The following is a 25,786-nucleotide window of genomic DNA, read 5'->3' on the forward strand; positions in this document are numbered from 1 at the left end:
GCTTTTAAGGGCGCCATCGCAGGCAAGCCAGCTCCCACATTTTGGCGCGTGAACACCGTGAGATGTGGGAGCTGGCTTGCCTGCGATAGCGATCTAACGGTCAATCAAGGTGCTGGGTTTGGGTGATCCTTCTGAATCGCTTCAATCCCTTCCAATACCTCTTTCGACAGTTTCAGGTCAGCACTGGCAATGTTGCTGTCCAGCTGCTCCAGGCTGGTGGCGCCAATGATATTGCTGGTCACGAATGGCTGCTGGGTCACGAACGCCAGCGCCATCTGCGCCGGGTCCAGGCCGTGTTCGCGTGCCAGTGCCACATACCGGCTGCACGCCGCCTCCGACTGCGGGTTGAAGTAGCGGCTGAAGCGGCTGTATTCCGTCAGGCGTGCCTTTGCCGGGCGCGCGCCGTTTTCGTACTTGCCGCTGAGCATGCCGAACGCCAGTGGCGAGTAGGCCAGCAAGCCGCATTGTTCGCGAATCGCGACTTCCGCCAGGCCCACTTCAAAGCTGCGGTTGAGCAGGTTGTAGGGGTTCTGGATCGACACCGCACGGGTCCAGCCACGGGCTTCGGCCAGGGCCAGGAATTTCATGGTGCCCCACGGGGTCTCGTTGGACAGGCCGATGTGGCGGATCTTGCCCGCCTTCACTTGCTCGTCCAGCGCCTCGAGGGTTTCTTCCAGCGGGGTGAGGTCGTCTTCGTCCTTGTGCTTGTAGCTCAGTTGGCCGAAGAAGTTGGTGCTGCGTTCTGGCCAATGCAGCTGGTAGAGATCGATCCAGTCGGTTTGCAGGCGCTTGAGGCTGGCATCCAGTGCGTCGACGATGTGCTTGCGGTTATGGCGCAGGTGGCCATCGCGGATGTAGTCGATGGTGTTGCCGGGGCCGGCGATCTTGCTGGCGAGGATCCAGTCGGCGCGGTCGCCACGGCTTTTGAAGTAATTACCGATGTAGCGCTCGGTCGTGGCGTAGGTGTCGGCCTTGGGCGGCACCGGGTACATTTCGGCTGTGTCGAGGAAGTTGATCCCCGCGGCCTTGGCCCGCTCGATCTGTGCGAAGGCCTCTGCCTCGCTGTTCTGCTCGCCCCACGTCATGGTGCCGAGGGCTATCGCGCTCACGTTCAGATCCGTACGGCCCAGCTGTCGATAATCCATCGGGTGCTCCTTCAGGGAAAACAATCATAAAAGCAGGTTGAATTTTTTTTCGCAATCTGCATAATTGCCCACCTCTTTCTGCAGTGGAAGTGATGCGCCGCCTGCCGAAGAATCTTGCCGTTGAACGGACGCGCCGACCCGAGCCCCCGATAGCGTCTGTATCCGGCTGCCTTTGACTTGTCAAAGTACGCACTATTCAGTAAGATCCGCCGTCTAATTTACAGGGCGGCCCCTGAGGCTATTAAAGAATGACAACTTTTACTGCAAAACCGGAAACAGTTCAGCGCGACTGGTTTGTCGTCGACGCCGCTGGTCAGACCCTGGGTCGTCTGGCCACTGAAGTCGCCAGCCGTCTGCGTGGCAAGCACAAGCCTGAGTACACCCCTCACGTTGACACTGGTGACTACATCGTGATCATCAACGCTGAGCAGGTTCGTGTAACCGGCAACAAAGCAAGCGACAAAATGTACTACCGTCACTCCGGTTTCCCAGGCGGTATCAAGTCTTCCAACTTCGAAGGCCTGATTGCCAAGAAGCCTGAAGCCCCGATCGAAATCGCGGTCAAAGGCATGCTGCCTAAGGGCCCACTGGGTCGCGATATGTTTCGCAAGCTGAAAGTCTATGCGGGCGCTGTACACCCTCATGCTGCTCAGCAGCCCCAAGAACTGAAGTTTTAACGGAATAGTTCATTATGTCGGCGACTCAAAATTACGGCACTGGCCGTCGCAAAACCGCAACCGCACGCGTTTTCCTGCGTCCGGGCACTGGTAACATCTCGATCAACAACCGCTCCCTGGACAACTTCTTCGGCCGCGAAACTGCCCGCATGGTAGTTCGTCAGCCGCTGGAACTGACCGAGACCGTTGAAAAGTTCGACATCTACGTCACCGTTATCGGTGGCGGTGTAAGTGGTCAAGCTGGCGCAATCCGCCACGGTATCACTCGCGCTCTGATGCAGTACGACGAAACCCTGCGTGGCGCTCTGCGCAAAGCTGGCTTCGTAACTCGCGATGCCCGTGAAGTTGAACGTAAGAAAGTCGGTCTGCGTAAAGCGCGTAAGCGTCCGCAGTACTCGAAGCGTTAATTCGCTTTACGTTCCACAAAAACGCCCAGCCTCCTCACGGAGCTGGGCGTTTTTTATTGCCTGCAATTTATGCAGAAAAATCGCCGTGACAACTTGCCACATCCGTAGACCCCCTATACTACAAGGCCTGGAGGCTGAGCCCAGGGCAATTCCCTTGTCATACGTGGGGCTTTTCATTACCATTCGGCAAAATTTTTATAAGTAAAGATTCAACACTTAGTAGACGCCTGATTTAACAGGCCAAAAAGCTGATGGGAGAGGACTGAATGAGCAATGACGGCGTGAATGCAGGCCGGCGTCGCTTCTTGGTAGCAGCCACATCCGTGGTGGGTGCTGCAGGAGCGGTGGGGGCTGCGGTCCCGTTCGTGGGGTCATGGTTTCCCAGTGCCAAGGCGAAAGCCGCAGGTGCACCGGTGAAGGTGAATATCAGCAAGATCGAGCCAGGACAGCAGATGATTGCTGAGTGGCGCGGCCAGCCGGTCTTCATTGTTCGTCGTACCGAGGAAATCCTGGGGAATCTGAAAAAGATCGAAGGCCAGTTGTCTGACCCAAAATCCGAGAATTCCGACCAACCCGCCTACGCCAAGAACGAAGTGCGTTCGATCAAGCCAGAGATCCTGCTGCTGGTCGGTCTCTGTACCCACCTGGGTTGCTCGCCTACCTTCCGCCCGGAAGTGGCCCCAGTCGACCTGGGCAAGGATTGGGTTGGCGGTTACTTCTGCCCCTGCCACGGCTCCCACTACGACCTTGCTGGCCGTGTCTACAAGTCCCAGCCCGCGCCACTGAACCTGCCTGTGCCTCCGCATACCTACGAAACTGACGACCTCATTGTCATTGGCCTCGATAAGGAGAACGCGTGATGAGCAAGTTCATGGATTGGGTGGATGCGCGCTTCCCCGCCACTAAAATGTGGGAAGACCATCTCAGCAAATATTACGCGCCAAAAAACTTCAACTTCTTCTACTTCTTCGGCTCCCTGGCATTGCTGGTGCTGGTCAACCAGATTGTCACTGGCGTCTGGCTGACGATGAGCTACACCCCGTCGGCGGAAGAGGCATTTGCCTCCGTCGAGTACATCATGCGTGACGTCGAGTACGGCTCGATCCTGCGCCTGCTGCACTCTACCGGCGCGTCGGCGTTCTTCATCGTCGTCTACCTGCACATGTTCCGCGGCCTGCTCTACGGCTCGTACCAGAAGCCCCGCGAGTTGGTGTGGGTGTTCGGCATGCTGATCTACCTGGCGCTGATGGCCGAAGCCTTCATGGGGTACCTGCTGCCGTGGGGCCAGATGTCGTACTGGGGCGCCCAGGTGATCATCTCGTTGTTCGGTGCGATCCCGGTGATCGGCAACGACCTGACCCAGTGGATCCGTGGTGACTACCTGATCTCGGGCATCACCCTGAACCGCTTCTTCGCCCTGCACGTGGTGGCCTTGCCGATCGTGATCCTGGGCCTGGTGGTATTGCACATCCTGGCGCTGCACGAAGTGGGTTCCAACAACCCGGATGGCGTGGACATCAAGAAGCACAAGGACGAAAACGGCATCCCGCTGGACGGCATTCCGTTCCACCCTTACTACACCGTGAAAGACATTGTCGGCGTGGTGGTGTTCCTGTTCGTGTTCTGCTCGATCGTGTTCTTTTTCCCGGAGATGGGCGGGTATTTCCTGGAGAAGCCTAACTTCGAACAGGCCAACGCGTTCAAGACACCTGAGCACATTGCCCCGGTCTGGTACTTCACGCCGTTCTACGCGATCTTGCGGGCGATCCCCGACAAGCTCATGGGCGTAATCGCCATGGGCGCGGCCATCGCGGTGCTGTTCGTGTTGCCTTGGCTCGACCGCAGTCCGGTCAAGTCCATGCGCTACAAGGGCTGGCTGAGCAAGATCTGGCTGTGGGTGTTCTGCATTGCGTTCGTGATCCTGGGTGTACTGGGCGTACTGGCGCCGACCCCTGAGCGTACGTTGCTGTCGCAGGTCTGCACCTTCCTGTACTTCGCCTACTTCATTCTGATGCCGTTCTACACCCGGCTCGAGAAGACCAAACCGGTTCCGGAAAGGGTGACTGGCTGATGAAAAAGTTATTCGTTGCATTGATGCTTGCGGCCCTGCCGCTACTGTCCTTCGCTGCCGAGCACGGCGGCCCGGAACTGGAAAAAGTCGATATCGACGTGTCTGACAAGGCAGCCATGCAAGACGGCGCACGTACGTTCGCCAACTACTGCATGGGGTGCCACAGCGCCAAGTTCCAGCGTTACGAACGGGTGGCCGATGACCTCGGTATCCCGCATGAAATGATGCTGGAGAAGCTGGTGTTCACCGGTGCCAAGATCGGCGACCACATGACCATCGGCATGAAGCCCGCCGACGCCAAGACCTGGTTCGGCGCAGCACCGCCTGACCTGACCCTGGTGGCACGTGTACGCGGCACCGACTGGCTCTACGGCTACCTGAAATCCTTCTACGAAGACCCGGCGCGCCCTTATGGCGTGAACAACCGTGTATTCCCGAATGTCGGCATGCCTAACGTTCTGGTCGGCCTGCAAGGCAAGCAAGTGGTAGGATGCAAGCAGATTCAGGTCGTTGAAGACGGCAAGAAGCAATACGATCCGTTGACTGGCACGCCTTTGACTCATGAAGCGTGCGATCAACTGAAGATAGAAACCCCAGGTTCGTTGACAGACGAGCAGTTCGACGAGAAGGTCAAGAACCTCGTGACTTTCCTGGCCTACTCGGCCAATCCGGTCAAACTGCAGCATCAGCGCATCGGTACGTATGTGTTGCTGTACCTGGCCTTCTTCTTCGTATTCGCCTATCTGCTCAAACGCGAATACTGGAAGGATGTGCATTGATCCAACCGTAAGCAATTGCTGTTAATCTTGCGCGCCCAGCGGCATCTCTGAATACGTAGCGGTCTGGTTGTACCAGGCGTTACAGAGATGCTCTCTGGGCGCGCTCGTTTTTGAGCTTTCGATAATTTCAACAAGCGAGGAGGACCGCCATGGGCGTGACCAACCGGTTGGCCTGTTACTCCGACCCCGCCGACCACTATTCCCACCGAGTACGTATCGTGCTCGCAGAGAAGGGTGTCAGCGCCGAGATCATCAGTGTGGAAGCAGGTCGTCATCCACCCAAACTGATCGAAGTGAACCCCTACGGCAGCTTGCCCACCCTGGTCGATCGTGACCTGGCGTTGTGGGAGTCGACCGTCGTGATGGAATACCTGGATGAGCGTTACCCACATCCACCCTTGCTGCCGGTGTACCCGGTGGCGCGTGCCAATAGCCGCCTGCTGATCCATCGGATCCAGCGTGACTGGTGCGGGCTGGTGGATGTGATTCTGGATACCCGCAGTAAAGAGGCGGCACGTGTACAGGCGCGTAAGGAATTGCGCGAGAGCCTGACCGGCGTTTCGCCGCTGTTCGCCGATAAACCTTTTTTCCTCAGTGAGGAACAAAGTTTGGTCGATTGCTGCCTATTACCGATACTCTGGCGTTTGCCGATTCTCGGTATTGAACTGCCGCGGCCTGCCAAGCCGCTGCTTGATTATATGGAGCGCCAGTTTGCGCGTGAGGCTTTCCAGGCGAGTCTGTCTGGTGTCGAACGCGATATGCGCTAAGGCTTAAGGAGCCGCTGATGAACTCCAGTCGACCCTACTTGGTCCGCGCGCTCTATGAGTGGATTGTGGACAACGATTGCACCCCGCACATGCTGGTCAATTCCGAATTTGCTGCGGTTCAGGTGCCGCAGGGTTTTGCCAGTGACGGGCAGATTGTGCTGAACGTATCACCCAGTGCTGTGCGCCACCTGCACATGGACAATGAAGCGGTTAGCTTCGAAGGGCGTTTCGGCGGTGTGCCGCATACGCTGTACGTGCCGATTGGCGCCATCCTTGGCATTTATGCCCGGGAGAACGGCCAAGGCATGGTGTTTGATCTGGAGTCGCCTTTCGAGGATGACGAATCGATTGAAACCGAAGAGGGCGATGATCTGCCGCCACCGGATTCCGAGCCACCGCGCCCCAGTGGCCGGCCGAGCCTGAAAGTCGTGAAATAACGAGCTGTCCCCTTGGGGTGGCTGGAAAAATGCCTCGACCTGTGTCGGGGCATTTTTTTGCGCGCAGGATAAGGATGAAAGTCGCGCCCAGACGGTGATCGTACAACCACCATGGGCTATGATGCGTGCTCAAGCTCACCGAGAAAGATGATTCATCATGGAAAACGCCAACACCGCCCCTCGTCTTCCCCGCAAGCGCCGCAGCCTTGCCCAGGAATTGGTCACGGTGTTGTCCGAGCAGATCCGCGACGGCCAGCTCAAGCGGGGCGACAAGCTGCCCACCGAGTCAGCGATCATGGACGCCCATGGGGTCAGCCGCACCGTGGTGCGTGAAGCCATCTCACGCTTGCAGGCGGCGGGTCAGGTCGAGACCCGTCATGGTATCGGCACTTTTGTGCTGGATACGCCAAGCCCGAGCGGTTTCCGTATCGACCCGGCCACCGTGGTGACCCTGCGTGATGTGCTGGCGATTCTGGAGTTGCGGATCAGCCTGGAAGTGGAATCCGCAGGTCTGGCCGCCTTGCGCCGCAGCGACGAGCAACTGGCCGCCATGCGTGCGGCGCTCGATGCCCTGAATGAAAGCGCGGCTCACGCCGGTGACGCAGTGGCCTCCGACTTTGCATTCCACCTGGAAATTGCCCTGTCCACCGGTAACCGCTACTTCACCGACATCATGACCCACCTGGGCACCAGCATCATTCCACGCACCCGCCTGAATTCGGCGCGCCTGGCCCATGATGACCAGCAGCACTACATGGGGCGCTTGAGTCGTGAGCATGAAGAAATCTATGAAGCGATTGCCCGCCAGGATTCCGATGCGGCGCGGGCGGCGATGCGATTGCACCTGACCAACAGCCGTGAGCGGCTGCGCCATGCCCATGAAGAGGCAGAAGCGCAGCGCGGTTGAAGGCTGCACCGACCCTGTAGGAGCCCGGCTTGCCGGCGATAGCGTCCAAAAGATCGTCATCGCCGGCAAGCCGGGCTCCTACTGCGTCAGTTGGCGGGTTGGTTTGGCTTGTAGTCCTTGAGCAGCAGGTAAGTGCTCCACCCCCACCAATCATTCGTCCAGTACTTGTCGTTCAAGTCATTCACGTCCTTGCGACGCAGCACCTTGTCGCCCTCCATTTTGAACAACGGCGAGAAGTTGTTCGCCGGGTTCTGCGCGGCATTCAAGTCCGGCACATACAGCGGTGCCTTGAAGTTGGCCGGGGAGGGGGGGACACCACTGATGAAGGTGTCGAAAATCTCATCCGCCGAAGCTTGCACAGCGCGTTTGACCTGCACGCGGTTGTCCGCATCGATGGCGTCGAAGTAGCGTTTATCCCCATACGCGTGCCACTGATCGCCCATGGCATTGCGTACTTTGAGTCCGAACTTGCTGTCTTCGTCATGCATGAAGCGACTGATCAGCGAACCCAGTTCACCGGGTGTCACCACCGCTGCGAGTTGTTTGCGTGGGACACGCAAGTGCCCGGCTGAGAACAGGTCGGTCAAAAAGTGATCGGCAAAGCTGTTCATGGCATACGCCAGTTCCAGCGCCTGGTCGGTGCCGGTCTGGTGGGCCACAACGGCTTGTTGCAGCGCCGCCGTGTGGCCTGCCAGGTACGCCGACAGCGCCCATTCCCCGAAGTGATCGGCGTTGTCCGCTGCCAGTTTCAAGTAACGCCCCAGCGGAATCAGCGCCGATACCGCACTGCCGCCGCCGGTGATGCGATTCCATTCTTCCGACAACGTGTCACCCAGCGCGTCGTAGGCTTCGTGAGGTTGCTTGCCATCCTTGATCGCCTGCTTGACCGCATTGATCTCCTTTTGCATCACCGCGAGGATCTTGTGCGCTTCTTCCCGCGAGGCGGGCAGTACCGCCAGGCTGTTGAATGCGGCGGTAAAGCGTTGCAGACGATCGGCAGGGGAGGCGCCGTCGCTGATGGGCTGGCCGGGGATGCCATAGAAGTCGCCGCCCAGGGCGATCACTTGACCATAGGTCAGCGCCAGCCCGTTGGGCAGGTGCAGTTCGACTTGGCGTGCGGGAATGGCCGGTGCGTCTTTGACGAAACGCAACAGCGTGTCGTCGCCTATGGCGGTGTGTTCACCCCCTTCGAAGCGCAGGGTAGGCGGGTTCTTTTCGGGTGCAGCGAGTTCTAGACCTGACATGTTAGCTCCTTGCTATGTCGTAGGAATCTTCCGTAATAACTGTATGTATATACAGTAATGCCGAGCATAGAGGAAAAACTTCCTACGTCAAGAACGCACGTCTAAACACGTCACCCGATGAAGTCTGATGAATTGCAGTTGACGAATCTTTTTATAGTTGTACGATGACGTACGACATCACCAAAACCAACAACAACCTTTCGACAGAAAGTCTTCGCCCAGGGTGTTCGAATAATGAATCCACAAGAACTGAAGTCCATCCTCTCCCACGGTCTGCTGTCTTTCCCGGTGACCGATTTCAACGCCCAGGGTGACTTCCACCAGGCGGGCTATATCAAGCGCCTGGAATGGCTCGCCCCTTACGGCGCCACTGCCTTGTTCGCTGCCGGCGGTACCGGTGAGTTTTTCTCCCTCGCTGCCAGCGAATATTCCCAGGTGGTGAAAACCGCCGTTGATACCTGCGCCACCAGCGTGCCTATCCTGGCCGGTGTAGGCGGTTCGACCCGCCAGGCCATCGAGTACGCCCAGGAAGCCGAGCGCCTCGGTGCCAAAGGCCTGTTGCTGCTGCCGCACTACCTCACCGAAGCCAGCCAGGACGGGGTTGCCGCCCACGTTGAAGCCGTGTGCAAATCGGTCAAGATCGGCGTGGTGGTCTACAACCGTAACGTCTGCCGCCTGACCGCGCCGTTGCTGGAACGCTTGGCCGAGCGTTGCCCGAACTTGATCGGCTACAAGGATGGCCTGGGTGACATCGAGTTGATGGTGTCGATCCGCCGTCGCCTCGGTGATCGTTTCAGCTACCTCGGCGGCCTGCCGACTGCAGAGGTTTACGCCGCTGCCTACAAAGCCCTGGGTGTGCCGGTGTACTCCTCGGCGGTGTTCAACTTCATCCCGAAAACTGCGATGGACTTCTACCACGCCATCGCCAAGGACGATCACGCCACTGTCGCCAAGATCATCGACGACTTCTTCCTGCCGTACCTGGACATCCGTAACCGCAAGGCCGGGTATGCGGTGAGCATCGTCAAGGCCGGTGCAAAAATCGCCGGCTATGACGCAGGCCCGGTGCGTACGCCGCTGACCGACCTGCTGCCAGAAGAATATGAAGCCCTGGCCGCGCTGATCGACAAGCAAGGCGCGCAATAACCCATCTACAAGGCCGCTGAGTAATCAGCGGCCTTTTGCGTCAGGAGAAGATTTGTGTCCCAAGCCCAACGTTTCGATAACTACATCAACGGCCAATGGGTGGCCGGTGCCGACTATTGCGTCAACCTCAACCCGTCGGAGTTGTCCGATGTCATTGGTGAATACGCCAAGGCTGATGTTGCCCAAGTCAACGCTGCCATCGACGCTGCCCGCGCCGCATTCCCGGCCTGGTCCACTTCCGGCATCCAGGCGCGACATGATTCCCTGGATAAAGTCGGCAGCGAAATCCTCGCACGCCGCGAAGAACTCGGCACCCTGCTGGCCCGTGAAGAGGGCAAGACCCTGCCCGAAGCCATCGGCGAAGTGACCCGTGCCGGTAACATCTTCAAGTTTTTCGCCGGTGAATGCCTGCGCCTGTCCGGCGACTACGTACCGTCGGTGCGTCCGGGCGTCAACGTTGAAGTCACCCGCGAAGCCCTGGGTTTGGTCGGCCTGATTACGCCGTGGAACTTCCCGATCGCCATCCCCGCCTGGAAGATCGCCCCGGCCCTGGCCTACGGTAACTGCGTGGTGATCAAGCCTGCCGAGTTGGTGCCGGGCTGCGCCTGGGCCCTGGCCGAAATCATTTCCCGCGCCGGTTTCCCTGCCGGTGTGTTCAACCTGGTGATGGGCAGCGGTCGCGTCGTGGGTGATGTGCTGGTCAACAGCCCGAAGGTCGATGGCATCAGCTTTACCGGTTCCGTCGGTGTTGGGCGCCAGATTGCAGTCAGCTGCGTGTCGCGCCAGGCCAAGGTGCAGTTGGAAATGGGCGGCAAGAACCCGCAGATCATCCTCGACGACGCCGACCTCAAGCAGGCCGTCGAGCTGTCGGTGCAGAGCGCGTTCTACTCCACCGGCCAGCGTTGCACGGCCTCCAGCCGCTTGATCGTCACCGCCGGTATCCACGACCAGTTCGTCGCGGCCATGGCTGAGCGCATGAAGTCGATCAAGGTCGGCCACGCCCTCAAGAGCGGCACCGACATCGGCCCGGTGGTTTCCCAGGCCCAGTTGGACCAGGACCTCAAGTACATCGACATCGGCCAGAGCGAAGGTGCGCGGCTGGTGAGCGGTGGTGGCCTGGTGACCTGTGACACCGAAGGCTATTACCTGGCACCGACGTTGTTTGCCGACAGCGAAGCCGCCATGCGTATCAGCCGTGAAGAGATCTTCGGCCCTGTGGCCAACGTGGTGCGCGTGGCGGACTACGAAGCAGCGCTGGCGATGGCCAATGACACCGAGTTCGGGTTGTCGGCGGGCATTGCCACCACGTCGCTCAAGTACGCCAACCACTTCAAGCGCCATTCCCAGGCCGGGATGGTGATGGTCAACCTGCCGACTGCCGGCGTGGACTATCACGTTCCGTTTGGTGGCCGTAAGGGCTCGTCCTATGGTTCGCGTGAGCAAGGTCGCTATGCGCAAGAGTTCTACACCGTGGTGAAGACCAGCTACATCGGTTCGTAATACGCGACACCCGTGGCGCCCGCTTTGTGTGGGAGCTGGCTTGCCTGCGATAGCATCCACCGGTGTGTGCCTGACACACCGAGGTGCCTGAATCGCGAGCAAGCCCGGCTTCCGCATGAAAGCGGTCCCCACCGACAAATAGACCATTACCCGCAAAAAAAATAATTAGTGGGAGTACTTCTACATGCAAGCGACCAAGCCGACCCACGTCCGCTATTTGATCCTGCTCATGCTGTTCCTGGTGACCACGATCAACTACGCCGACCGGGCCACCATCGCTATCGCAGGCTCCAGCCTGCAAAAAGACCTCGGCATCGACGCGGTCACCCTCGGTTACATCTTCTCTGCATTCGGTTGGGCCTACGTGGCCGGGCAAATCCCCGGCGGCTGGCTGCTGGACCGGTTCGGTTCGAAAAAAGTCTATGCCCTGAGCATCTTCACCTGGTCACTGTTCACTGTGCTGCAAGGCTATGTCGGTGAGTTTGGTGTCTCCACCGCCGTGGTTGCGCTGTTCATGCTGCGCTTCATGGTGGGCCTGGCCGAAGCGCCGTCCTTTCCCGGCAACGCTCGAATTGTCGCCGCCTGGTTCCCGACCGCTGAACGCGGTACGGCATCGGCGATCTTCAACTCGGCGCAATACTTCGCCACCGTGCTGTTTGCGCCACTGATGGGCTGGATCGTCTACAGCTTTGGCTGGCAGCACGTGTTTATCGTGATGGGCGTGATCGGCATCGTGTTCTCGCTGATCTGGCTGAAAGTGATCCACAGCCCGCGTCAGCACCCGATGATCAACGAAGCTGAGTTCAACCACATCGCCGCCAATGGGGCGATGGTCGACATGGACCAGGACAAAGGCAAGGGCAAGAAAACCGATGGGCCGAAGTGGGATTACATCCGCCAGTTGCTGACCAACCGCATGATGCTTGGCGTGTACCTGGGCCAGTACTGCATCAATGGCATCACCTACTTCTTCCTCACCTGGTTCCCGGTGTACCTGGTGCAGGACCGTGGCATGACCATCCTCAAGGCCGGTTTTATTGCCTCGTTGCCGGCGATCTGCGGGTTTATTGGTGGCGTTCTTGGCGGGGTGATTTCCGATTACCTGCTGCGCAAGGGCCACTCCCTGACCTTCGCCCGCAAGGCACCGATCATCGGTGGTCTGTTGATCTCCAGCAGCATCGTGGCCTGCAACTATGTGGATATCGAATGGATGGTGGTGGGTTTCATGGCCCTGGCCTTCTTCGGTAAGGGCGTTGGCGCACTGGGTTGGGCGGTGGTGTCCGACACCTCGCCGAAACAAATCGCCGGCCTAAGTGGCGGCTTGTTCAACACCTTCGGTAACCTCGCGTCGATTACCACGCCGATTGTCATCGGCTACATCATCAGCACCACCGGTTCGTTCAAATGGGCCCTGGTGTTCGTGGGCGCCAATGCCCTGGTGGCGGTGTTCAGCTACCTGGTCATCGTTGGCCCGATCAAACGTGTAGTACTCAAAGAGCCGCCTACCAAGGGGCCTGAGTTGACCAACCTAACCGAAGCGCATTCCTGAGGGGCCGTGTGATGCAGTTGATTGAACATGCCGACTCGCCGCGCTCGATTCGCTTGCACGAGCGCGACAACGTGGTGATCGTGGTCAATGACCAGGGCGTACCGGCCGGGACCGAGTTCCCGGACGGCCTGGTGACCGTGGATTTCATCCCCCAGAGCCACAAGGTGACCCTGGAAGATATCCCCGAAGGCGGTCAGATTATTCGCTACGGCCAGACCATTGGTTACGCCCTGGCGCCGATTCCGCGCGGCAGTTGGGTGCAGGAAGATCAACTGCGCATGCCGACCGCGCCACCACTGGACAGCTTGCCACTGTCCACCGAGGTGCCTGAAACCCAGGCACCGCTGGAGGGCTTTACCTTCGAGGGTTACCGCAACGCCGACGGCACCGTGGGCACGCGCAATATCCTCGGTATCACCACCACGGTGCAGTGCGTCACGGGCGTGCTGGACCATGCGGTCAAGCGCATCAAGGACGAATTGTTGCCCAAGTACCCGCACGTCGATGACGTGGTGGCGCTGACCCACAGCTACGGCTGTGGCGTGGCAATCACTGCGACCGATGCCTACATCCCGATCCGCACCGTGCGCAACCTGGCGCGCAACCCGAACCTGGGGGGCGAGGCCCTGGTGATCAGCCTGGGCTGCGAGAAATTGCAGGCCGGGCAGGTGATGCACGACAACGACAGCTCGGTCGACCTGAGCGAGCCGTGGCTGTATCGGCTGCAGGACTCCAGCCACGGCTTTACCGAGATGATCGAGCAGATCATGGAGCTGGCCGAGACGCGCCTGAAGAAGCTCGACCAGCGCCGCCGCGAAACGGTGCCGGCGTCCGAGCTGATCCTGGGCATGCAGTGCGGCGGCAGTGATGCGTTCTCCGGCATCACCGCCAACCCGGCGCTGGGCTATGCCTCGGATCTGTTGCTGCGGGCTGGGGCGACGGTGATGTTTTCCGAAGTGACCGAGGTTCGCGATGCGATCTACCTGCTGACCTCTCGCGCTGAAAGCGAAGCCGTTGCCCAGGAACTGGTCCGGGAAATGGATTGGTACGATCGCTACCTGGCCAAGGGCGAGGCGGACCGCAGCGCCAACACCACGCCGGGAAACAAGAAGGGCGGCTTGTCGAACATTGTCGAGAAGTCCTTGGGCTCTATCGTCAAATCCGGCAGCAGCGCGATCAATGGCGTGCTGGGCCCGGGTGAGCGCTTCAAGAGTAAGGGCCTGATCTTTTGCGCAACCCCGGCCAGTGACTTTGTGTGCGGCACCTTGCAGCTGGCTGCAGGGATGAACCTGCATGTGTTCACCACCGGACGCGGCACACCTTACGGGCTGGCGATGGCGCCAGTGGTGAAGGTGTCGACGCGTACGGAGCTGGCGCAGCGTTGGCCAGACCTGATCGATATCGACGCCGGGCGCATTGCCACCGGGCGCGCGACCATCGAGGAGCTGGGTTGGGAGCTGTTTCACTTCTACCTGGATGTGGCCAGCGGCAAGAAGCAGACGTGGGCGGAGCACCACAAGCTGCACAACGACATCACCTTGTTCAACCCGGCGCCCATTACCTGAGCCCGCCACGGACCTTGTGGGAGCTGGCTTGCCTGCGATGGCGGGGTGTCAGATACGAGCGTATCGACCGGTACACCGCCATCGCAGGCAAGCCGGCTCCCACATATGATCAGCGTTGCCCGGACGAAGCGGCCTACATTGGCTTATCATTGGCCACCTAACGACGCTCACCAAGGTTCTACCCGGCATGCTGGCAATTTTCCTCACCACCCTGACCATCACCGCGCCGGTGTTTGCCATGCTGTTCCTGGGTGTGCTGCTCAAACGCATCAACTGGATCAACGACAACTTTATCCATACAGCCTCGTCCCTGGTGTTCAACGTCACCATGCCGGCGTTGCTGTTTCTCGGCATCCTGCATGCTGACCTGCACTCGGCGCTCAAGCCAGGTTTGCTGATCTACTTTGCCGTCGCCACATTGGTCAGCTTCGCGCTGGCCTGGGGCTGGGCGATCTTTCGTTGCCCGCGTGAAGACCGGGGCATCTATACCCAGGGTGCGTTCCGTGGCAATAACGGCGTGATCGGCCTGGCGCTGGCCGCGAGCATGTACGGCGACTACGGGATTTCCCTCGGCGCGATCCTCGCGGCGCTGGTGATCCTGTTCTACAACACCCTATCGACCATCGTGCTGGCGGTGTACAGCCCGGTGATCAAGTCCGACCCGTGGAGCATCTGCAAGAGCGTGGTGGCCAACCCGCTGATCATCAGTGTGTTTGCGGCCACGCCGTTCGCGGTGTTCCAGATTGGCTTGCCGGGTTGGCTGGAATCTTCGGGCCAGTACCTGGCGGACATGACCTTGCCGCTGGCGCTGATCTGCATCGGTGGCACCCTGTCGCTGGCAGCGTTGCGCAAAAGTGGCAGCATGGCCCTGAGCGCCAGCCTGGTGAAGATGATCGGCCTGCCGCTGGTGGCGACGCTGGGCGCGTGGTTGCTGGGGTTCCGGGGGCCGGAGCTGGGGATTCTGTTCTTGTACTTCGGTGCACCGACTGCGGCGGCCAGCTTTGTCATGGCCAGGGCGGCCGAGGGTAATCATGAGCTGGCGGCGGCCATTATCGTGATCACCACCTTGATGGCGGCGGTGACCACGAATATCGGGATCTTTGTGTTGCAGGCGGGTGGTTGGATCTGAGTGTTGTGGTGTCTGTGAGGACCGATCGCCGGTAAGCCGGCTCCTACGGTGCCTCGTAGGTATCGATCACTTCCTGCGCCGCCCGAAACGCATCAATCGCCGCCGGCACACCGGCATACACCGCGCAATGCAGCAACGCTTCACGAATCTCTTCCACCGTACACCCATTGTTCAGTGCGCCCCGCACATGGCCCTTGAGTTCCTGCGGGCACTTGAGCGCGGTGAGCGCGGCAAGGGTGATCAGGCTGCGAGTCTTCAGTGGCAGGCCTTCACGGTTCCACACGCTGCCCCAGGCATGTTCGTTGACGAAGTCCTGCAGCGGCTGGGAAAACTCGGTGGCATTGCCCAGGGCGCGGTCGACGAATGCATCGCCCATGACCTGGCGACGCATTTCAACCCCGGGCTTCTTCTGATCGGTCATTGCGATTCCCTCTTGTGTTGGCGGCGCCAGGCTCGCAGCGTGCTGAACAACAGAAAAGCCACCAGCACTGGCAGGACGTAATACAGCATCAGTTGTTCAAGCTTGTTGGCCAGTGGCATGCCGGTGGTAAATGCCATCACATGCAGCCCGTACGCCAGGTACAGGCCCAGCAGCCCCAGGCCTTCGGCGCGGGTCACGCGGTAGCCGGTGTAGAACACCGGCAGGCACAGCACCACCACGCCGAGCATCACCGGCAGATCGAAATCCAGGGCATTGGGCGACACTGACAGCGGCGAAGGGGCGAGCAGGGCAGTCAGCCCCAATACGCCAAGCAGGTTGAACAGGTTGCTGCCGATCACGTTGCCCACGGCAATTTCACGTTCGCCGCGCAGGGCGGCAATCAGGGACGTCGCCAGGCACGGCAGCGAGGTGCCGACGCCGATCAAGGTCAGGCCGATTACGCGTTCCGACAGGCCCAGGTCGCCTGCCACATCCACCGCCGCGCCCAGCAGCAAATGCCCGGCCAGCACCAGGATCAAAAAACCGCCGAGCATCAACAGCACGCTGCTCAGCCACGGCGCGCGGGCCACGGTGTCCAGGGTGCGAGGGCGGCGCGAGTGGCGCGTCTGGTAATGCAAGACACCGAGGTACGCGACCAAGGCAACCAGCAGCAACAGGCCATCGACCGGCGTAAGTTCTTCGTTGGCGGCGAGGGTGAACACCAGCAGCCCGGCCAGGATCATCACCGGGATATCCAGGCGCACCAGTTGGCGTGAGACCCGCAGCGGGATAATCAACGCCGACAGGCCCAGGGTCACCAGGATGTTGAAGATGCTACTGCCGATCACGCTGCCCACCGCGATATCGGTATTGCCGGCCAGGGTGGCCTGCAGGCTGACGGTCATCTGCGGAGCACTGCTGCCAAAGGCGACGATCGTCAGGCCGATGATCAGCGGCCGCACCTTAAGGCTTGCGGCCAGGCGCACGGCGGCGCGCACCAGGATTTCGGCGCCGATGATCAGCAGCACCAGGCCGCTGACCAATTCCAGCAGGCTCCAGGGCGAGAGGGCGGTTAATCCGAAAATGGCCAGGGCTCCGTCTTTAGTTGCTCAGCGCTTGTACGCGCACACGCGCCGTACCGCTGCCGATCATACCCAGTTGCTCGGCGGCCTTGCGTGAAAGGTCGATCAAGCGCCCACGGGTATGCGGGCCGCGATCATTGATGCGGACAACCACGGATTTGTCGTTGTCGAGATTGGTGACCTTGACCTGGGTACCAAACGGCAGTTGCCGGTGGGCGGCGGTCAGGGCGTTCTGGTTGAAGGGTTCACCGCTGGCAGTCTTGTTGCCATGGTGCTTGGCGCCGTAATAGGAGGCGGTGCCGGTTTCGTCGTAGCCGTTGGGGTTGATGATGCCGCTGGCGCAACCGGCCAGTAGGGAGAACAGGGCCAGCAGGCCGAGTAGACGCTTCATGCAAGGAGTCCCATTACAAATGTTGGAGTTGGCTCGTGTGGGAGCTGGCTTGCCTGCGATGGCTTCACCTCGGTGTCACTGATGCACCGAGGCGCCTGCATCGCGGGCAAGCCCGGCTCCCACAGAAGCCGGGTCCTGCACGTGTCAGCCTTCGAGCTTGCTTTTCAGCAATTCGTTCACCTGTTGCGGGTTGGCCTTGCCTTTGGAGGCTTTCATCGCCTGGCCCACGAAGAAGCCGAACATCTTGCCGCGCTTGGCTTCGTCGGCCGCGCGGTATTGCTCGACCTGCTCGGCGTTGGCCGCGAGCATTTCATCCAGCACGGCCGAGATCGCGCCGCTGTCGGTGACTTGCTTGAGGCCGCGCTTGTCGATGATCTCATCGGCACAGCCTTCACCGCTGGCCATCGCTTCAAACACCGTCTTGGCGATTTTGCCGGAGATGGTGTTGTCCTTGATGCGCAGCAGCATGCCGCCCAGTTGCTCGGCGGTGACCGGGGCTTCGTCGATCTCCAGGCCTTGTTTGTTCAACAGGCTACCCAGCTCAACCATGACCCAGTTGGCCGCCAGTTTGGCGTCGCCGGCAATGCTCACGACTTTTTCAAAGTAGTTGGCTTGCTCACGGCTGGAGGCCAGCACGCTGGCATCGTAGACCGACAGGCCGAACTGCGCCTGGAAGCGCTCGCGTTTCTGCTGCGGCAGCTCCGGCAGGGTAGCGCGGATGTCATTGAGGAATGAGTCCTCAAGCACCACCGGCAACAGGTCCGGGTCGGGGAAGTAACGGTAGTCGTTGGCTTCCTCTTTGCTGCGCATGGCGCGGGTTTCGTCTTTGTTCGGATCGTACAGGCGGGTCTGCTGGATGACCTTGCCGCCGTCTTCGATCAGCTCGATCTGGCGACGCACTTCGCTGTTGATCGCCTTTTCGATGAAGCGGAACGAGTTGACGTTCTTGATCTCGCAGCGGGTGCCGAACTCGACCTGGCCCTTGGGACGGATCGACACGTTGCAGTCGCAACGCAGCGAACCTTCGGCCATGTTGCCGTCGCAGATGCCCAGGTAGCGCACCAGTGCGTGGATGGTCTTGACGTAGGCCACGGCTTCCTTGGCGCTGCGCATATCCGGCTCGGAAACGATTTCCAGCAGCGGCGTGCCCGCACGGTTCAGGTCGATACCGGTCGCGCCCGGGAATTCTTCATGCAGGCTCTTGCCGGCATCTTCTTCCAGGTGGGCGCGGGTCACACCGACGCGCTTGATGGTGCCGTCTTCCAGGGGGATGTCCAGGTGGCCCTTGCCGACGATCGGCAGTTCCATCTGGCTGATCTGGTAGCCCTTTGGCAGGTCCGGGTAGAAGTAGTTCTTGCGTGCGAACACGTTGTGCTGGCCGATCTCGGCGTCAATCGCCAGGCCGAACATCACCGCCATGCGCACCGCTTCCTGGTTCAGCACCGGCAGTACGCCGGGCATGCCCAGGTCGACCAGGCTGGCCTGGGTGTTCGGCTCGGAGCCGAACGTGGTGGCGCTACCGGAGAAAATCTTCGATTGGGTGGCGAGCTGGGTATGAATCTCCAGCCCGATCACAACTTCCCATTGCATAGTGTTCTCCTCAGAAGCCGGTAGGGGTGCGAGTGTGCCAGTCAGTGTTCAACTGGTACTGGTGCGCCACATTGAGCAGGCGGCCTTCCTGGAAATACGGGGCGAGCAATTGCACGCCGACCGGCAGGCCATCGACGAAACCGGCAGGCATGGACAAGCCCGGCAGGCCCGCGAGGTTGGCGGTGATGGTGTACAGGTCTTCGAGGTAGGCAGCCACCGGGTCGCCGTTCTTGGCGCCGAGCTTCCAGGCCGGGTTCGGCGTGGTTGGGCCGAGGATCACGTCGACCTGGTCAAAGGCCGCCATGAAGTCGTTCTTCACCAGGCGTCGGATTTTCTGGGCCTTGAGGTAGTAGGCGTCGTAGTAACCGGCCGACAGGGCGTAGGCACCGACCATGATTCGGCGCTGAACTTCGGCGCCGAAGCCTTCGCCACGGGAGCGTTTGTACAGGTCGGTAAGGTCTTTCGGGTTTTCGCAACGGTAGCCGAAGCGCACGCCGTCGAAACGCGACAGGTTCGAGGAGGCTTCTGCCGGCGCGATCACGTAGTACGCAGGAATTGCGTGCTGGTTGTTCGGCAGGCTGATTTCCTTGATCACCGCGCCGAGGCCTTCCAGCGTCTTGACGCTGTTGTGCACCAACTCGGCAATACGCGGGTCGAGGCCGGCGCTGAAGTATTCCTTCGGCACACCGATGCGCAGGCCCTTGATCGAAGTATTCAGGCTGGCGCTGTAGTCCGGCACAGGTTCATCGATGCTGGTGGAGTCCTGTTTATCGAAGCCTGCCATGCCTTGTAACAAAATTGCGCAGTCTTCAGCAGTGCGGGCCAGGGGGCCACCCTGATCCAGGCTGGAAGCGTAGGCGATCATGCCCCAACGGGAAACGCGACCGTAGGTCGGTTTCAGGCCGGTGAGGTTGGTGAAGGCCGCAGGCTGGCGGATCGAGCCGCCGGTGTCGGTGGCTGTAGCGGCGGGCAGGAAGCGTGCGGCAACTGCTGCGGCCGAACCGCCAGACGAACCGCCGGGCACATGGTCCAGGTTCCACGGGTTTTTCACTGCGCCGTAGTAGCTCGACTCGTTGGCCGAACCCATGGCGAATTCGTCCATGTTGGTCTTGCCCAGGGTCACGGCCCCGGCGGCGGCCAGCTTGGACACCACGGTGGCGTCATAGGGGGCTTTGAAGTTGTCGAGCATCTTTGAGCCGCAACTGGTGCGAATGCCCTGGGTGCAGAACAGGTCCTTGTGGGCGATCGGTGCGCCCAGCAGTGCGCCGTTTTCACCGTTGGCGCGACGTGCGTCGGCGGCCTTGGCCTGGCTCAAGGCCAGTTCTTCGGTGAGGCTGATGAAGCTGTTGACCTTTGGATCGTGCTCGGCGATGCGCGCCAGCAGGGTCTTGGTCAGCTCTTCGGAAGAAAACTTTTTGTCGGCGAGACCGCGGGCGATCTCGGCCAGAGTCATGTGATGCATTGCAGGCTCTTTCCCTTTAGTCGATGACTTTCGGAACCAGGTACAGGCCGTTTTCGACCGCTGGCGCGATGGACTGGTAGGCCTCGCGATTATTACTCTCGGTCACGACGTCTGCGCGCAGGCGCTGGCTGGCTTCCAGCGGGTGAGCCAGAGGCTCGATGCCGTCGGTATTCACGGCCTGCATTTGGTCGACCAGCCCGAGAATGCTGTTCAGGGCTGCGGTGGTCTGTGGAAGATCGGCATCATTGAGGCCAAGCGAGGCCAGGTGCGCGATTTTTTCCACGTCGGAGCGTTCAAGCGTCATGGGAATCTCCAGTGGAAAACAGAACGGAGGCTGTCCGTGTGTTAGATTGTCGGAACACTACCGCATTTCTACGGTCTTACGGCCGCGATTGTGGGGTTAGGTGCACAGAAAGTCGGCCAATTTAGCACATTGGCGCCTTGCCCAAAATCCCTGTCGTTGTTAGAGTTTGCCGCACTTTTTTACCCACGCGTTGCCTAGGGTCCCTTTCCCATGTTCAAGAAACTGCGTGGCATGTTTTCCAGCGATCTTTCCATTGACCTGGGCACTGCCAACACCCTTATTTACGTGCGCGAGCGCGGTATCGTCCTGAATGAGCCATCGGTTGTGGCCATTCGGACCCATGGTAATCAGAAAAGTGTCGTTGCCGTCGGCACCGAGGCCAAGCGCATGCTCGGCCGTACACCAGGCAATATTGCTGCCATTCGTCCGATGAAAGACGGCGTGATCGCCGACTTCAGTGTCTGCGAGAAGATGCTGCAGTACTTCATCAACAAGGTTCACGAAAACAGTTTCCTGCAGCCCAGCCCTCGTGTGCTGATCTGCGTTCCATGCAAATCCACCCAGGTTGAGCGTCGTGCCATCCGTGAATCGGCCCTCGGTGCCGGTGCCCGTGAAGTGTTCCTGATCGAAGAGCCAATGGCTGCCGCGATCGGTGCCGGCCTGCCGGTAGAGGAAGCGCGCGGTTCGATGGTGGTGGATATCGGTGGTGGTACCACTGAAATCGCCCTGATCTCCCTGAACGGTGTGGTGTATGCCGAATCCGTACGCGTCGGCGGCGACCGCTTCGACGAAGCGATCATCACCTACGTGCGTCGTAACTACGGCAGCCTGATCGGCGAATCCACTGCCGAGCGCATCAAGCAGGAAATCGGTACTGCCTACCCGGGCGGCGAAGTGCGCGAAGTCGATGTGCGCGGTCGCAACCTGGCCGAAGGCGTTCCACGTGCCTTCACCCTGAACTCCAATGAAGTGCTGGAGGCTCTGCAAGAGTCCCTGGCCACCATCGTTCAGGCCGTGAAGAGCGCCCTGGAGCAATCGCCGCCGGAATTGGCTTCCGATATCGCCGAGCGTGGCCTGGTGCTGACCGGTGGTGGCGCCTTGCTGCGCGACCTCGACAAGCTGTTGGCCCAGGAAACCGGCCTGCCGGTGATCGTCGCCGAAGACCCGCTGACCTGCGTCGCCCGTGGCGGTGGCCGTGCACTGGAAATGATGGATAAACACACCATGGACCTGCTTTCCAGCGAATAAGCCTTTGCTGATTAGCCCATGTTTCGCCCGCAGGCAGCACTTTGCAGTGCTGCCTGTTGGCGTTTATCTTCTTCAATCTGCATCCAGGCCGGTTAGATGCCGTATGAATAAAGAGAACATTTGCCTGGGAGGAGCGGCCTATTAAACCGCTTTTCGCCAAAGGCCCCTCATTGGGCGTGCGCCTGTTGGTGCTGGTCGTGCTTTCGGTCGCGCTGATGGTGGTCGATGCCCGCTTTGCACTGCTCAAACCCGTGCGTAGCCAGATGTCGCTGGTGTTGATGCAGACCTACTGGATCACCGACCTGCCGCAACGTCTGTACCAGGGCGTGGCCAGCCAATTCGGCAGCCGCACCGAGCTGGTCGCCGAGAACGAAAAACTCAAGACCGAAAACCTGCTGTTGCAGGGGCGCATGCAAAAGCTCGCGGCCCTCACCGAGCAGAACGTTCGGCTGCGCGAGTTGCTCAATTCTTCCGCGCTGGTCAACGAAAAGGTCGAAGTGGCCGAGTTGATCGGCATGGACCCCAACCCCTTTACCCATCGCATCATCATCAACAAGGGTGAGCGCGACGGTGTGGTTCTTGGCCAGCCGGTGCTCGACGCCCGTGGCCTGATGGGCCAGGTGGTAGAGCTAATGCCCTACACCTCGCGGGTATTGCTGCTGACGGACACCACACACAGCATCCCGGTGCAGGTAAACCGCAACGGCTTGCGTGCGATTGCCAGCGGTACCGGTAACCCTGAGCGGCTGGAACTGCGCCATGTGGCCGATACCGCTGATATCAAGGAAGGCGACCTGCTGGTCAGTTCCGGCCTCGGTCAGCGTTTTCCGGCGGGTTACCCGGTAGCGACGGTCAAGGAAGTGATCCACGACTCAGGCCAGCCGTTCGCCATCGTGCGTGCCGTGCCCACTGCCGCGCTGAACCGCAGCCGCTACCTATTGCTGGTGTTCAGCGACAATCGCACCCCCGAAGAGCGCGCCAACGAAGCCGCCCAGGCCCAGGAGGCGGAAGACAAGAAGAACGGCACTGCGCCGATCGTTCCTGCCACCGTACCCAAGCCGGCCACTACCCCGCCGGCCACGCCTGCGACCGCGCCGGCAACTGCGGCGCCGGTGGCTACACCTGTCAAGCCTGCGGCGCATCCGGTTAAACCGGCTGCGACCAAACCTCCCACGTCGACGCCGGCCACCACCACGCCGGCCACCAAACCGCCTGCTGCCCCGGCTGCCCGCCCAGCGGCGACCGCCCCGGCCACCACGCGCCAGAGGGAGGAATAATGGCCAGTACACATTCACGCAACGGCTGGATCGTCTGGCTGACCTTCGCCATCGGTATGCTGCTGAGCGTTTCGCCGCTGCCGCAATTCATGGAAATCCTGCGCCCGCTCTGGCTGGCATTGCTGCTGGCCTTCTGGTCGCTGAACCTGCCGCACAAAGTCGGCATGGTCACCGCGATGTTCCTGGGCTTGGCAGAAGATGTGCTCTATGGCACGTTGCTGGGCCAGAACGCGTTGATCCTGACCCTGATCACCTTCCTGGTGCTGTCGTTGCAGCAACGCCTGCGCATGTTCCCGATGTGGCAACAGTGCCTGGTGATCCTGGTGATCTTTGGCCTGGCACAGCTTGTCCAGCTCTGGCTCAGCGCCCTGACCGGCAACCGCCAACCCACCCTGGCGCTGGTGCTGCCGGCGCTGGTGAGTGCTTTGCTGTGGCCATGGATCAGCTTCGGTCTGCGTGGGTTGCGTCGTCGCTATAAAATCAATTGAATGGATTGCGAGGCTCTGCCTGGTTATCGAACCCTACAGGGAGAGTCTGCAATGAATTCGCTTTACCTGGCCTCGGGCTCTCCGAGGCGGCGTGAACTGCTGACCCAGATCGGTGTGCCCTTCACCGTGGTCAGCGCCGCTATTGATGAAACACCTCTTACTAATGAGCCCGCCGTTGCCTATGTCGAGCGCCTTGCGCGCGGCAAGGCTGCGGCGGGTTTTGCTGCGCTCGGGCAAACCTCGGGCGCCTGTGTGCTGGGGGCTGATACTGCAGTGATTGTCGATGGCAAGATTCTCGGCAAACCTGTGGATCAAGCCGATGCCCTGGCCATGTTGATGGCCTTGGCGGGGCGTGAACATGAAGTGCTCACCGCCATTGCCCTCACTGATGGCCAGCGCAGCGAGACTGTTTGTGTAAGCAGTCGTGTACGTTTTCGCGGTATTTCTGTCGAGGAGGCTACAACCTACTGGCACAGTGGCGAACCCCAGGACAAGGCGGGCGGCTATGCTATCCAAGGGCTGGGCTCGGTGTTTGTCGCCGGGCTCAATGGCAGTTATTCGGCCGTGGTAGGCCTGCCGGTGTGCGAAACCGCGCAACTGCTCGACCAATTCGGCATACCCTGTTGGCAAAACCTTACCGTGCGCTGAGCGTCGTATCCCAGCGCCCAGCCTTAAGCGACCGGTCACTATTGTGAAAACGCCTGAACGAGACCCAGCCATGAGTGAAGAGATTCTGATCAATATCACGCCGATGGAATCGCGCGTGGCGGTGGTAGAGAACGGTGTTCTGCAAGAAGTCCACGTTGAGCGCACCCAAAAGCGCGGGATCGTCGGCAACATCTACAAAGGCAAGGTGGTGCGCGTATTGCCGGGGATGCAGGCCGCGTTCGTCGATATCGGCCTGGACCGTGCCGCCTTTATCCATGCTTCGGAAATATCCCTGCGCGAAGGCCCTGCGGTAGAAAGTATCAGCGCCCTGGTGCATGAAGGGCAGAGCCTGGTGGTGCAAGTCACCAAGGACCCCATCGGTTCCAAGGGTGCGCGCCTGACTACCCAGCTGTCGATTCCGTCACGCTACCTGGTCTACATGCCGCGCACTGCGCATGTGGGTATTTCCCTGAAGATCGAAGACGAAGCCGAGCGCGAACGCCTGAAGAAAGTAGTCAGCGACTGCGTGGCCGCCGAAGGCATCAAGGAAGCCGGTGGCTTTATCCTGCGCACCGCCGCTGAAGGCGCGGGTGCCGATGAAATCCTCATGGACATCCGCTACCTGCGACGCCTGTGGGACCAGATCGATGCACAAATCAAGACCATCGGCGCGCCCAGCGTGATCTATGAAGACCTGGGTCTGGCCCTGCGCACGCTGCGCGACCTGGTCAGCCCGAAAATTGAGAAAATTCGCATCGACTCGCGGGAAACCTTCCAGCGCACCACGCAATTTGTTGCCGAGCTGATGCCGGAAATTGCCGACCGCCTGGAGCACTACCCCGGCGAGCGGCCGATCTTCGACCTGTATGGCGTCGAAGATGAAATCCAGAAAGCCCTGGAGCGCAAGGTGCCACTCAAGTCCGGTGGCTACCTGGTGGTGGACCCGGCGGAAGCCATGACCACCATTGACGTCAACACTGGCGCGTTCGTGGGCCATCGCAACCTCGAAGAGACCATCTTCAAGACCAACCTAGAAGCGGCCACCGCGATTGCTCGCCAACTGCGCCTACGCAACCTGGGCGGCATCATCATCATCGACTTCATCGACATGGAAGATGAAGAGCATCAGCGCCAGGTACTGCGTACTCTCGAAAAGCAACTGGAGCGCGATCACGCCAAGACCAACATCATTGGCATCACCGAGTTGGGCCTGGTGCAGATGACCCGCAAGCGCACCCGGGAAAGCCTGGAGCAGGTGCTGTGCGAGCCGTGCAGCAGTTGCCAGGGCCGCGGTAAATTGAAGACCCCGGAAACGGTTTGCTACGAGATTTTCCGTGAGATCCTACGGGAGGCGCGGGCCTACCAGGCCGAGGGTTACAGGGTGCTTGCCAATCAGAAAGTGGTCGACCGGCTGCTGGATGAAGAATCCGGTAACGTTGCCGAGCTGGAGGGTTTTATCGGCCGCACGATACGCTTCCAGGTCGAAACCATGTATTCCCAGGAACAATACGACGTGGTGCTGCTCTGATCCCCAATCGTTTTCCTTTTATGA

26 protein-coding genes are annotated in these 25,786 nt (G+C 60.2%); 18 read left to right on the forward strand and 8 right to left on the reverse strand.

What is annotated here, in order from left to right; translation table 11 throughout:
• Positions 1 to 104 precede the first annotated feature (104 nt).
• The gene (locus tag KUA23_RS04450) at positions 105 to 1,145 is read right to left on the reverse strand and encodes an NADP(H)-dependent aldo-keto reductase (RefSeq protein WP_017138269.1); all 1,041 of its coding nucleotides are present in this window, start codon (positions 1,143 to 1,145) and stop codon (positions 105 to 107) included.
• Between the two features lie 248 nt (positions 1,146 to 1,393).
• Here KUA23_RS04450 and rplM point away from each other — a divergent pair, with 248 nt between their 5' ends.
• The 8 genes from rplM to KUA23_RS04490 all read left to right on the forward strand — a co-directional run bounded on the left by rplM (position 1,394) and on the right by KUA23_RS04490 (position 7,190).
• Positions 1,394 to 1,822 carry a 50S ribosomal protein L13 gene (rplM, locus tag KUA23_RS04455; protein ID WP_003188508.1) on the forward strand — a complete coding sequence of 143 codons (429 nt, stop codon included), beginning with the start codon at positions 1,394 to 1,396 and terminating at the stop codon, positions 1,820 to 1,822.
• A gap of 14 nt (positions 1,823 to 1,836) precedes the next feature.
• A complete protein-coding gene (gene rpsI, locus KUA23_RS04460) occupies positions 1,837 to 2,229 on the forward strand; it encodes a 30S ribosomal protein S9 (protein ID WP_002555064.1) in 393 nt (130 codons plus the stop codon).
• 266 nt (positions 2,230 to 2,495) lie between these two features.
• Positions 2,496 to 3,089, forward strand: a complete 594-nt coding sequence (petA, locus tag KUA23_RS04465; protein WP_034102161.1) for a ubiquinol-cytochrome c reductase iron-sulfur subunit — start codon at positions 2,496 to 2,498, stop codon at positions 3,087 to 3,089.
• Complete coding sequence (locus KUA23_RS04470) at positions 3,089 to 4,300, forward strand: cytochrome b (RefSeq protein WP_003171746.1); 1,212 nt, start codon at positions 3,089 to 3,091, stop codon at positions 4,298 to 4,300. Before petA ends, KUA23_RS04470 begins: the two co-directional genes overlap by 1 nt.
• Complete coding sequence (locus KUA23_RS04475) at positions 4,300 to 5,079, forward strand: cytochrome c1 (protein ID WP_034102164.1); 780 nt, start codon at positions 4,300 to 4,302, stop codon at positions 5,077 to 5,079. The genes KUA23_RS04470 and KUA23_RS04475 overlap by 1 nt, the downstream gene beginning before the upstream one ends.
• 149 nt (positions 5,080 to 5,228) lie before the next feature.
• Complete coding sequence (locus KUA23_RS04480; protein WP_024073431.1) at positions 5,229 to 5,846, forward strand: glutathione S-transferase N-terminal domain-containing protein; 618 nt, start codon at positions 5,229 to 5,231, stop codon at positions 5,844 to 5,846.
• Between the two features lie 17 nt (positions 5,847 to 5,863).
• The gene (locus KUA23_RS04485; protein ID WP_078046869.1) at positions 5,864 to 6,283 is read left to right on the forward strand and encodes a ClpXP protease specificity-enhancing factor; all 420 of its coding nucleotides are present in this window, start codon (positions 5,864 to 5,866) and stop codon (positions 6,281 to 6,283) included.
• Between the two features lie 157 nt (positions 6,284 to 6,440).
• Positions 6,441 to 7,190, forward strand: coding sequence for a FadR/GntR family transcriptional regulator (locus tag KUA23_RS04490; protein ID WP_016976230.1), 750 nt, complete (start codon positions 6,441 to 6,443; stop codon positions 7,188 to 7,190).
• A gap of 86 nt (positions 7,191 to 7,276) precedes the next feature.
• Here KUA23_RS04490 and KUA23_RS04495 read toward each other — a convergent pair whose 3' ends face one another.
• A complete protein-coding gene (locus KUA23_RS04495) occupies positions 7,277 to 8,434 on the reverse strand; it encodes a phospholipase (RefSeq protein WP_346356374.1) in 1,158 nt (385 codons plus the stop codon).
• Between the two features lie 234 nt (positions 8,435 to 8,668).
• Here KUA23_RS04495 and kdgD point away from each other — a divergent pair, with 234 nt between their 5' ends.
• The 5 genes from kdgD to KUA23_RS04520 all read left to right on the forward strand — a co-directional run bounded on the left by kdgD (position 8,669) and on the right by KUA23_RS04520 (position 15,323).
• Positions 8,669 to 9,580, forward strand: a complete 912-nt coding sequence (kdgD, locus tag KUA23_RS04500; protein ID WP_034102171.1) for a 5-dehydro-4-deoxyglucarate dehydratase — start codon at positions 8,669 to 8,671, stop codon at positions 9,578 to 9,580.
• Positions 9,581 to 9,634: 54 nt separating this feature from the next.
• Positions 9,635 to 11,080 (forward strand): aldehyde dehydrogenase family protein, encoded by a 1,446-nt coding sequence (locus tag KUA23_RS04505; RefSeq protein ID WP_252993503.1) that lies wholly within the window; start codon positions 9,635 to 9,637, stop codon positions 11,078 to 11,080.
• A gap of 184 nt (positions 11,081 to 11,264) precedes the next feature.
• Complete coding sequence (locus KUA23_RS04510) at positions 11,265 to 12,629, forward strand: MFS transporter (protein WP_078046872.1); 1,365 nt, start codon at positions 11,265 to 11,267, stop codon at positions 12,627 to 12,629.
• 11 nt (positions 12,630 to 12,640) lie between these two features.
• Positions 12,641 to 14,194 carry a galactarate dehydratase gene (gene garD / locus KUA23_RS04515; RefSeq protein ID WP_078046873.1) on the forward strand — a complete coding sequence of 518 codons (1,554 nt, stop codon included), beginning with the start codon at positions 12,641 to 12,643 and terminating at the stop codon, positions 14,192 to 14,194.
• Positions 14,195 to 14,381: 187 nt separating this feature from the next.
• Positions 14,382 to 15,323, forward strand: coding sequence for an AEC family transporter (locus tag KUA23_RS04520; RefSeq protein ID WP_078046874.1), 942 nt, complete (start codon positions 14,382 to 14,384; stop codon positions 15,321 to 15,323).
• Positions 15,324 to 15,366: 43 nt separating this feature from the next.
• On the opposite strand, the gene KUA23_RS04525 is transcribed toward KUA23_RS04520, so the two are convergent.
• The 6 genes from KUA23_RS04525 to gatC all read right to left on the reverse strand — a co-directional run bounded on the left by KUA23_RS04525 (position 15,367) and on the right by gatC (position 20,573).
• The gene (locus tag KUA23_RS04525) at positions 15,367 to 15,744 is read right to left on the reverse strand and encodes a carboxymuconolactone decarboxylase family protein (protein WP_078046875.1); all 378 of its coding nucleotides are present in this window, start codon (positions 15,742 to 15,744) and stop codon (positions 15,367 to 15,369) included.
• Positions 15,741 to 16,787, reverse strand: coding sequence for a calcium/sodium antiporter (locus KUA23_RS04530; RefSeq protein WP_252993504.1), 1,047 nt, complete (start codon positions 16,785 to 16,787; stop codon positions 15,741 to 15,743). The genes KUA23_RS04525 and KUA23_RS04530 overlap by 4 nt, the downstream gene beginning before the upstream one ends.
• Before the next feature lie 58 nt (positions 16,788 to 16,845).
• Positions 16,846 to 17,217: a septal ring lytic transglycosylase RlpA family protein gene (locus tag KUA23_RS04535; RefSeq protein ID WP_078046877.1), complete on the reverse strand. Its 372-nt coding sequence runs from the start codon at positions 17,215 to 17,217 to the stop codon at positions 16,846 to 16,848.
• Between the two features lie 144 nt (positions 17,218 to 17,361).
• Positions 17,362 to 18,807 carry an Asp-tRNA(Asn)/Glu-tRNA(Gln) amidotransferase subunit GatB gene (gene gatB / locus KUA23_RS04540; protein WP_252993505.1) on the reverse strand — a complete coding sequence of 482 codons (1,446 nt, stop codon included), beginning with the start codon at positions 18,805 to 18,807 and terminating at the stop codon, positions 17,362 to 17,364.
• A gap of 10 nt (positions 18,808 to 18,817) precedes the next feature.
• Positions 18,818 to 20,269 (reverse strand): Asp-tRNA(Asn)/Glu-tRNA(Gln) amidotransferase subunit GatA, encoded by a 1,452-nt coding sequence (gene gatA, locus KUA23_RS04545; RefSeq protein WP_252993506.1) that lies wholly within the window; start codon positions 20,267 to 20,269, stop codon positions 18,818 to 18,820.
• A gap of 16 nt (positions 20,270 to 20,285) precedes the next feature.
• Positions 20,286 to 20,573: an Asp-tRNA(Asn)/Glu-tRNA(Gln) amidotransferase subunit GatC gene (gatC, locus tag KUA23_RS04550; protein ID WP_010213142.1), complete on the reverse strand. Its 288-nt coding sequence runs from the start codon at positions 20,571 to 20,573 to the stop codon at positions 20,286 to 20,288.
• 210 nt (positions 20,574 to 20,783) lie between these two features.
• Here gatC and mreB point away from each other — a divergent pair, with 210 nt between their 5' ends.
• The 5 genes from mreB (at position 20,784) to rng (ending at position 25,762) form a co-directional block, all read left to right on the forward strand.
• The gene (gene mreB / locus KUA23_RS04555) at positions 20,784 to 21,821 is read left to right on the forward strand and encodes a rod shape-determining protein MreB (protein ID WP_002555108.1); all 1,038 of its coding nucleotides are present in this window, start codon (positions 20,784 to 20,786) and stop codon (positions 21,819 to 21,821) included.
• Between the two features lie 140 nt (positions 21,822 to 21,961).
• Complete coding sequence (gene mreC, locus KUA23_RS04560; RefSeq protein ID WP_099494050.1) at positions 21,962 to 23,098, forward strand: rod shape-determining protein MreC; 1,137 nt, start codon at positions 21,962 to 21,964, stop codon at positions 23,096 to 23,098.
• Positions 23,098 to 23,586: a rod shape-determining protein MreD gene (gene mreD, locus KUA23_RS04565; RefSeq protein ID WP_016976217.1), complete on the forward strand. Its 489-nt coding sequence runs from the start codon at positions 23,098 to 23,100 to the stop codon at positions 23,584 to 23,586. The genes mreC and mreD overlap by 1 nt, the downstream gene beginning before the upstream one ends.
• A gap of 51 nt (positions 23,587 to 23,637) precedes the next feature.
• A complete protein-coding gene (locus KUA23_RS04570; RefSeq protein ID WP_078046881.1) occupies positions 23,638 to 24,234 on the forward strand; it encodes a Maf family protein in 597 nt (198 codons plus the stop codon).
• 70 nt (positions 24,235 to 24,304) lie between these two features.
• Positions 24,305 to 25,762, forward strand: a complete 1,458-nt coding sequence (gene rng / locus KUA23_RS04575) for a ribonuclease G (protein WP_071491141.1) — start codon at positions 24,305 to 24,307, stop codon at positions 25,760 to 25,762.
• Positions 25,763 to 25,786: the final 24 nt, after the last annotated feature.

This window comes from Pseudomonas pergaminensis (assembly GCF_024112395.2).
In the GTDB taxonomy this organism is placed as follows: Bacteria; Pseudomonadota; Gammaproteobacteria; order Pseudomonadales; family Pseudomonadaceae; genus Aquipseudomonas; species Aquipseudomonas pergaminensis.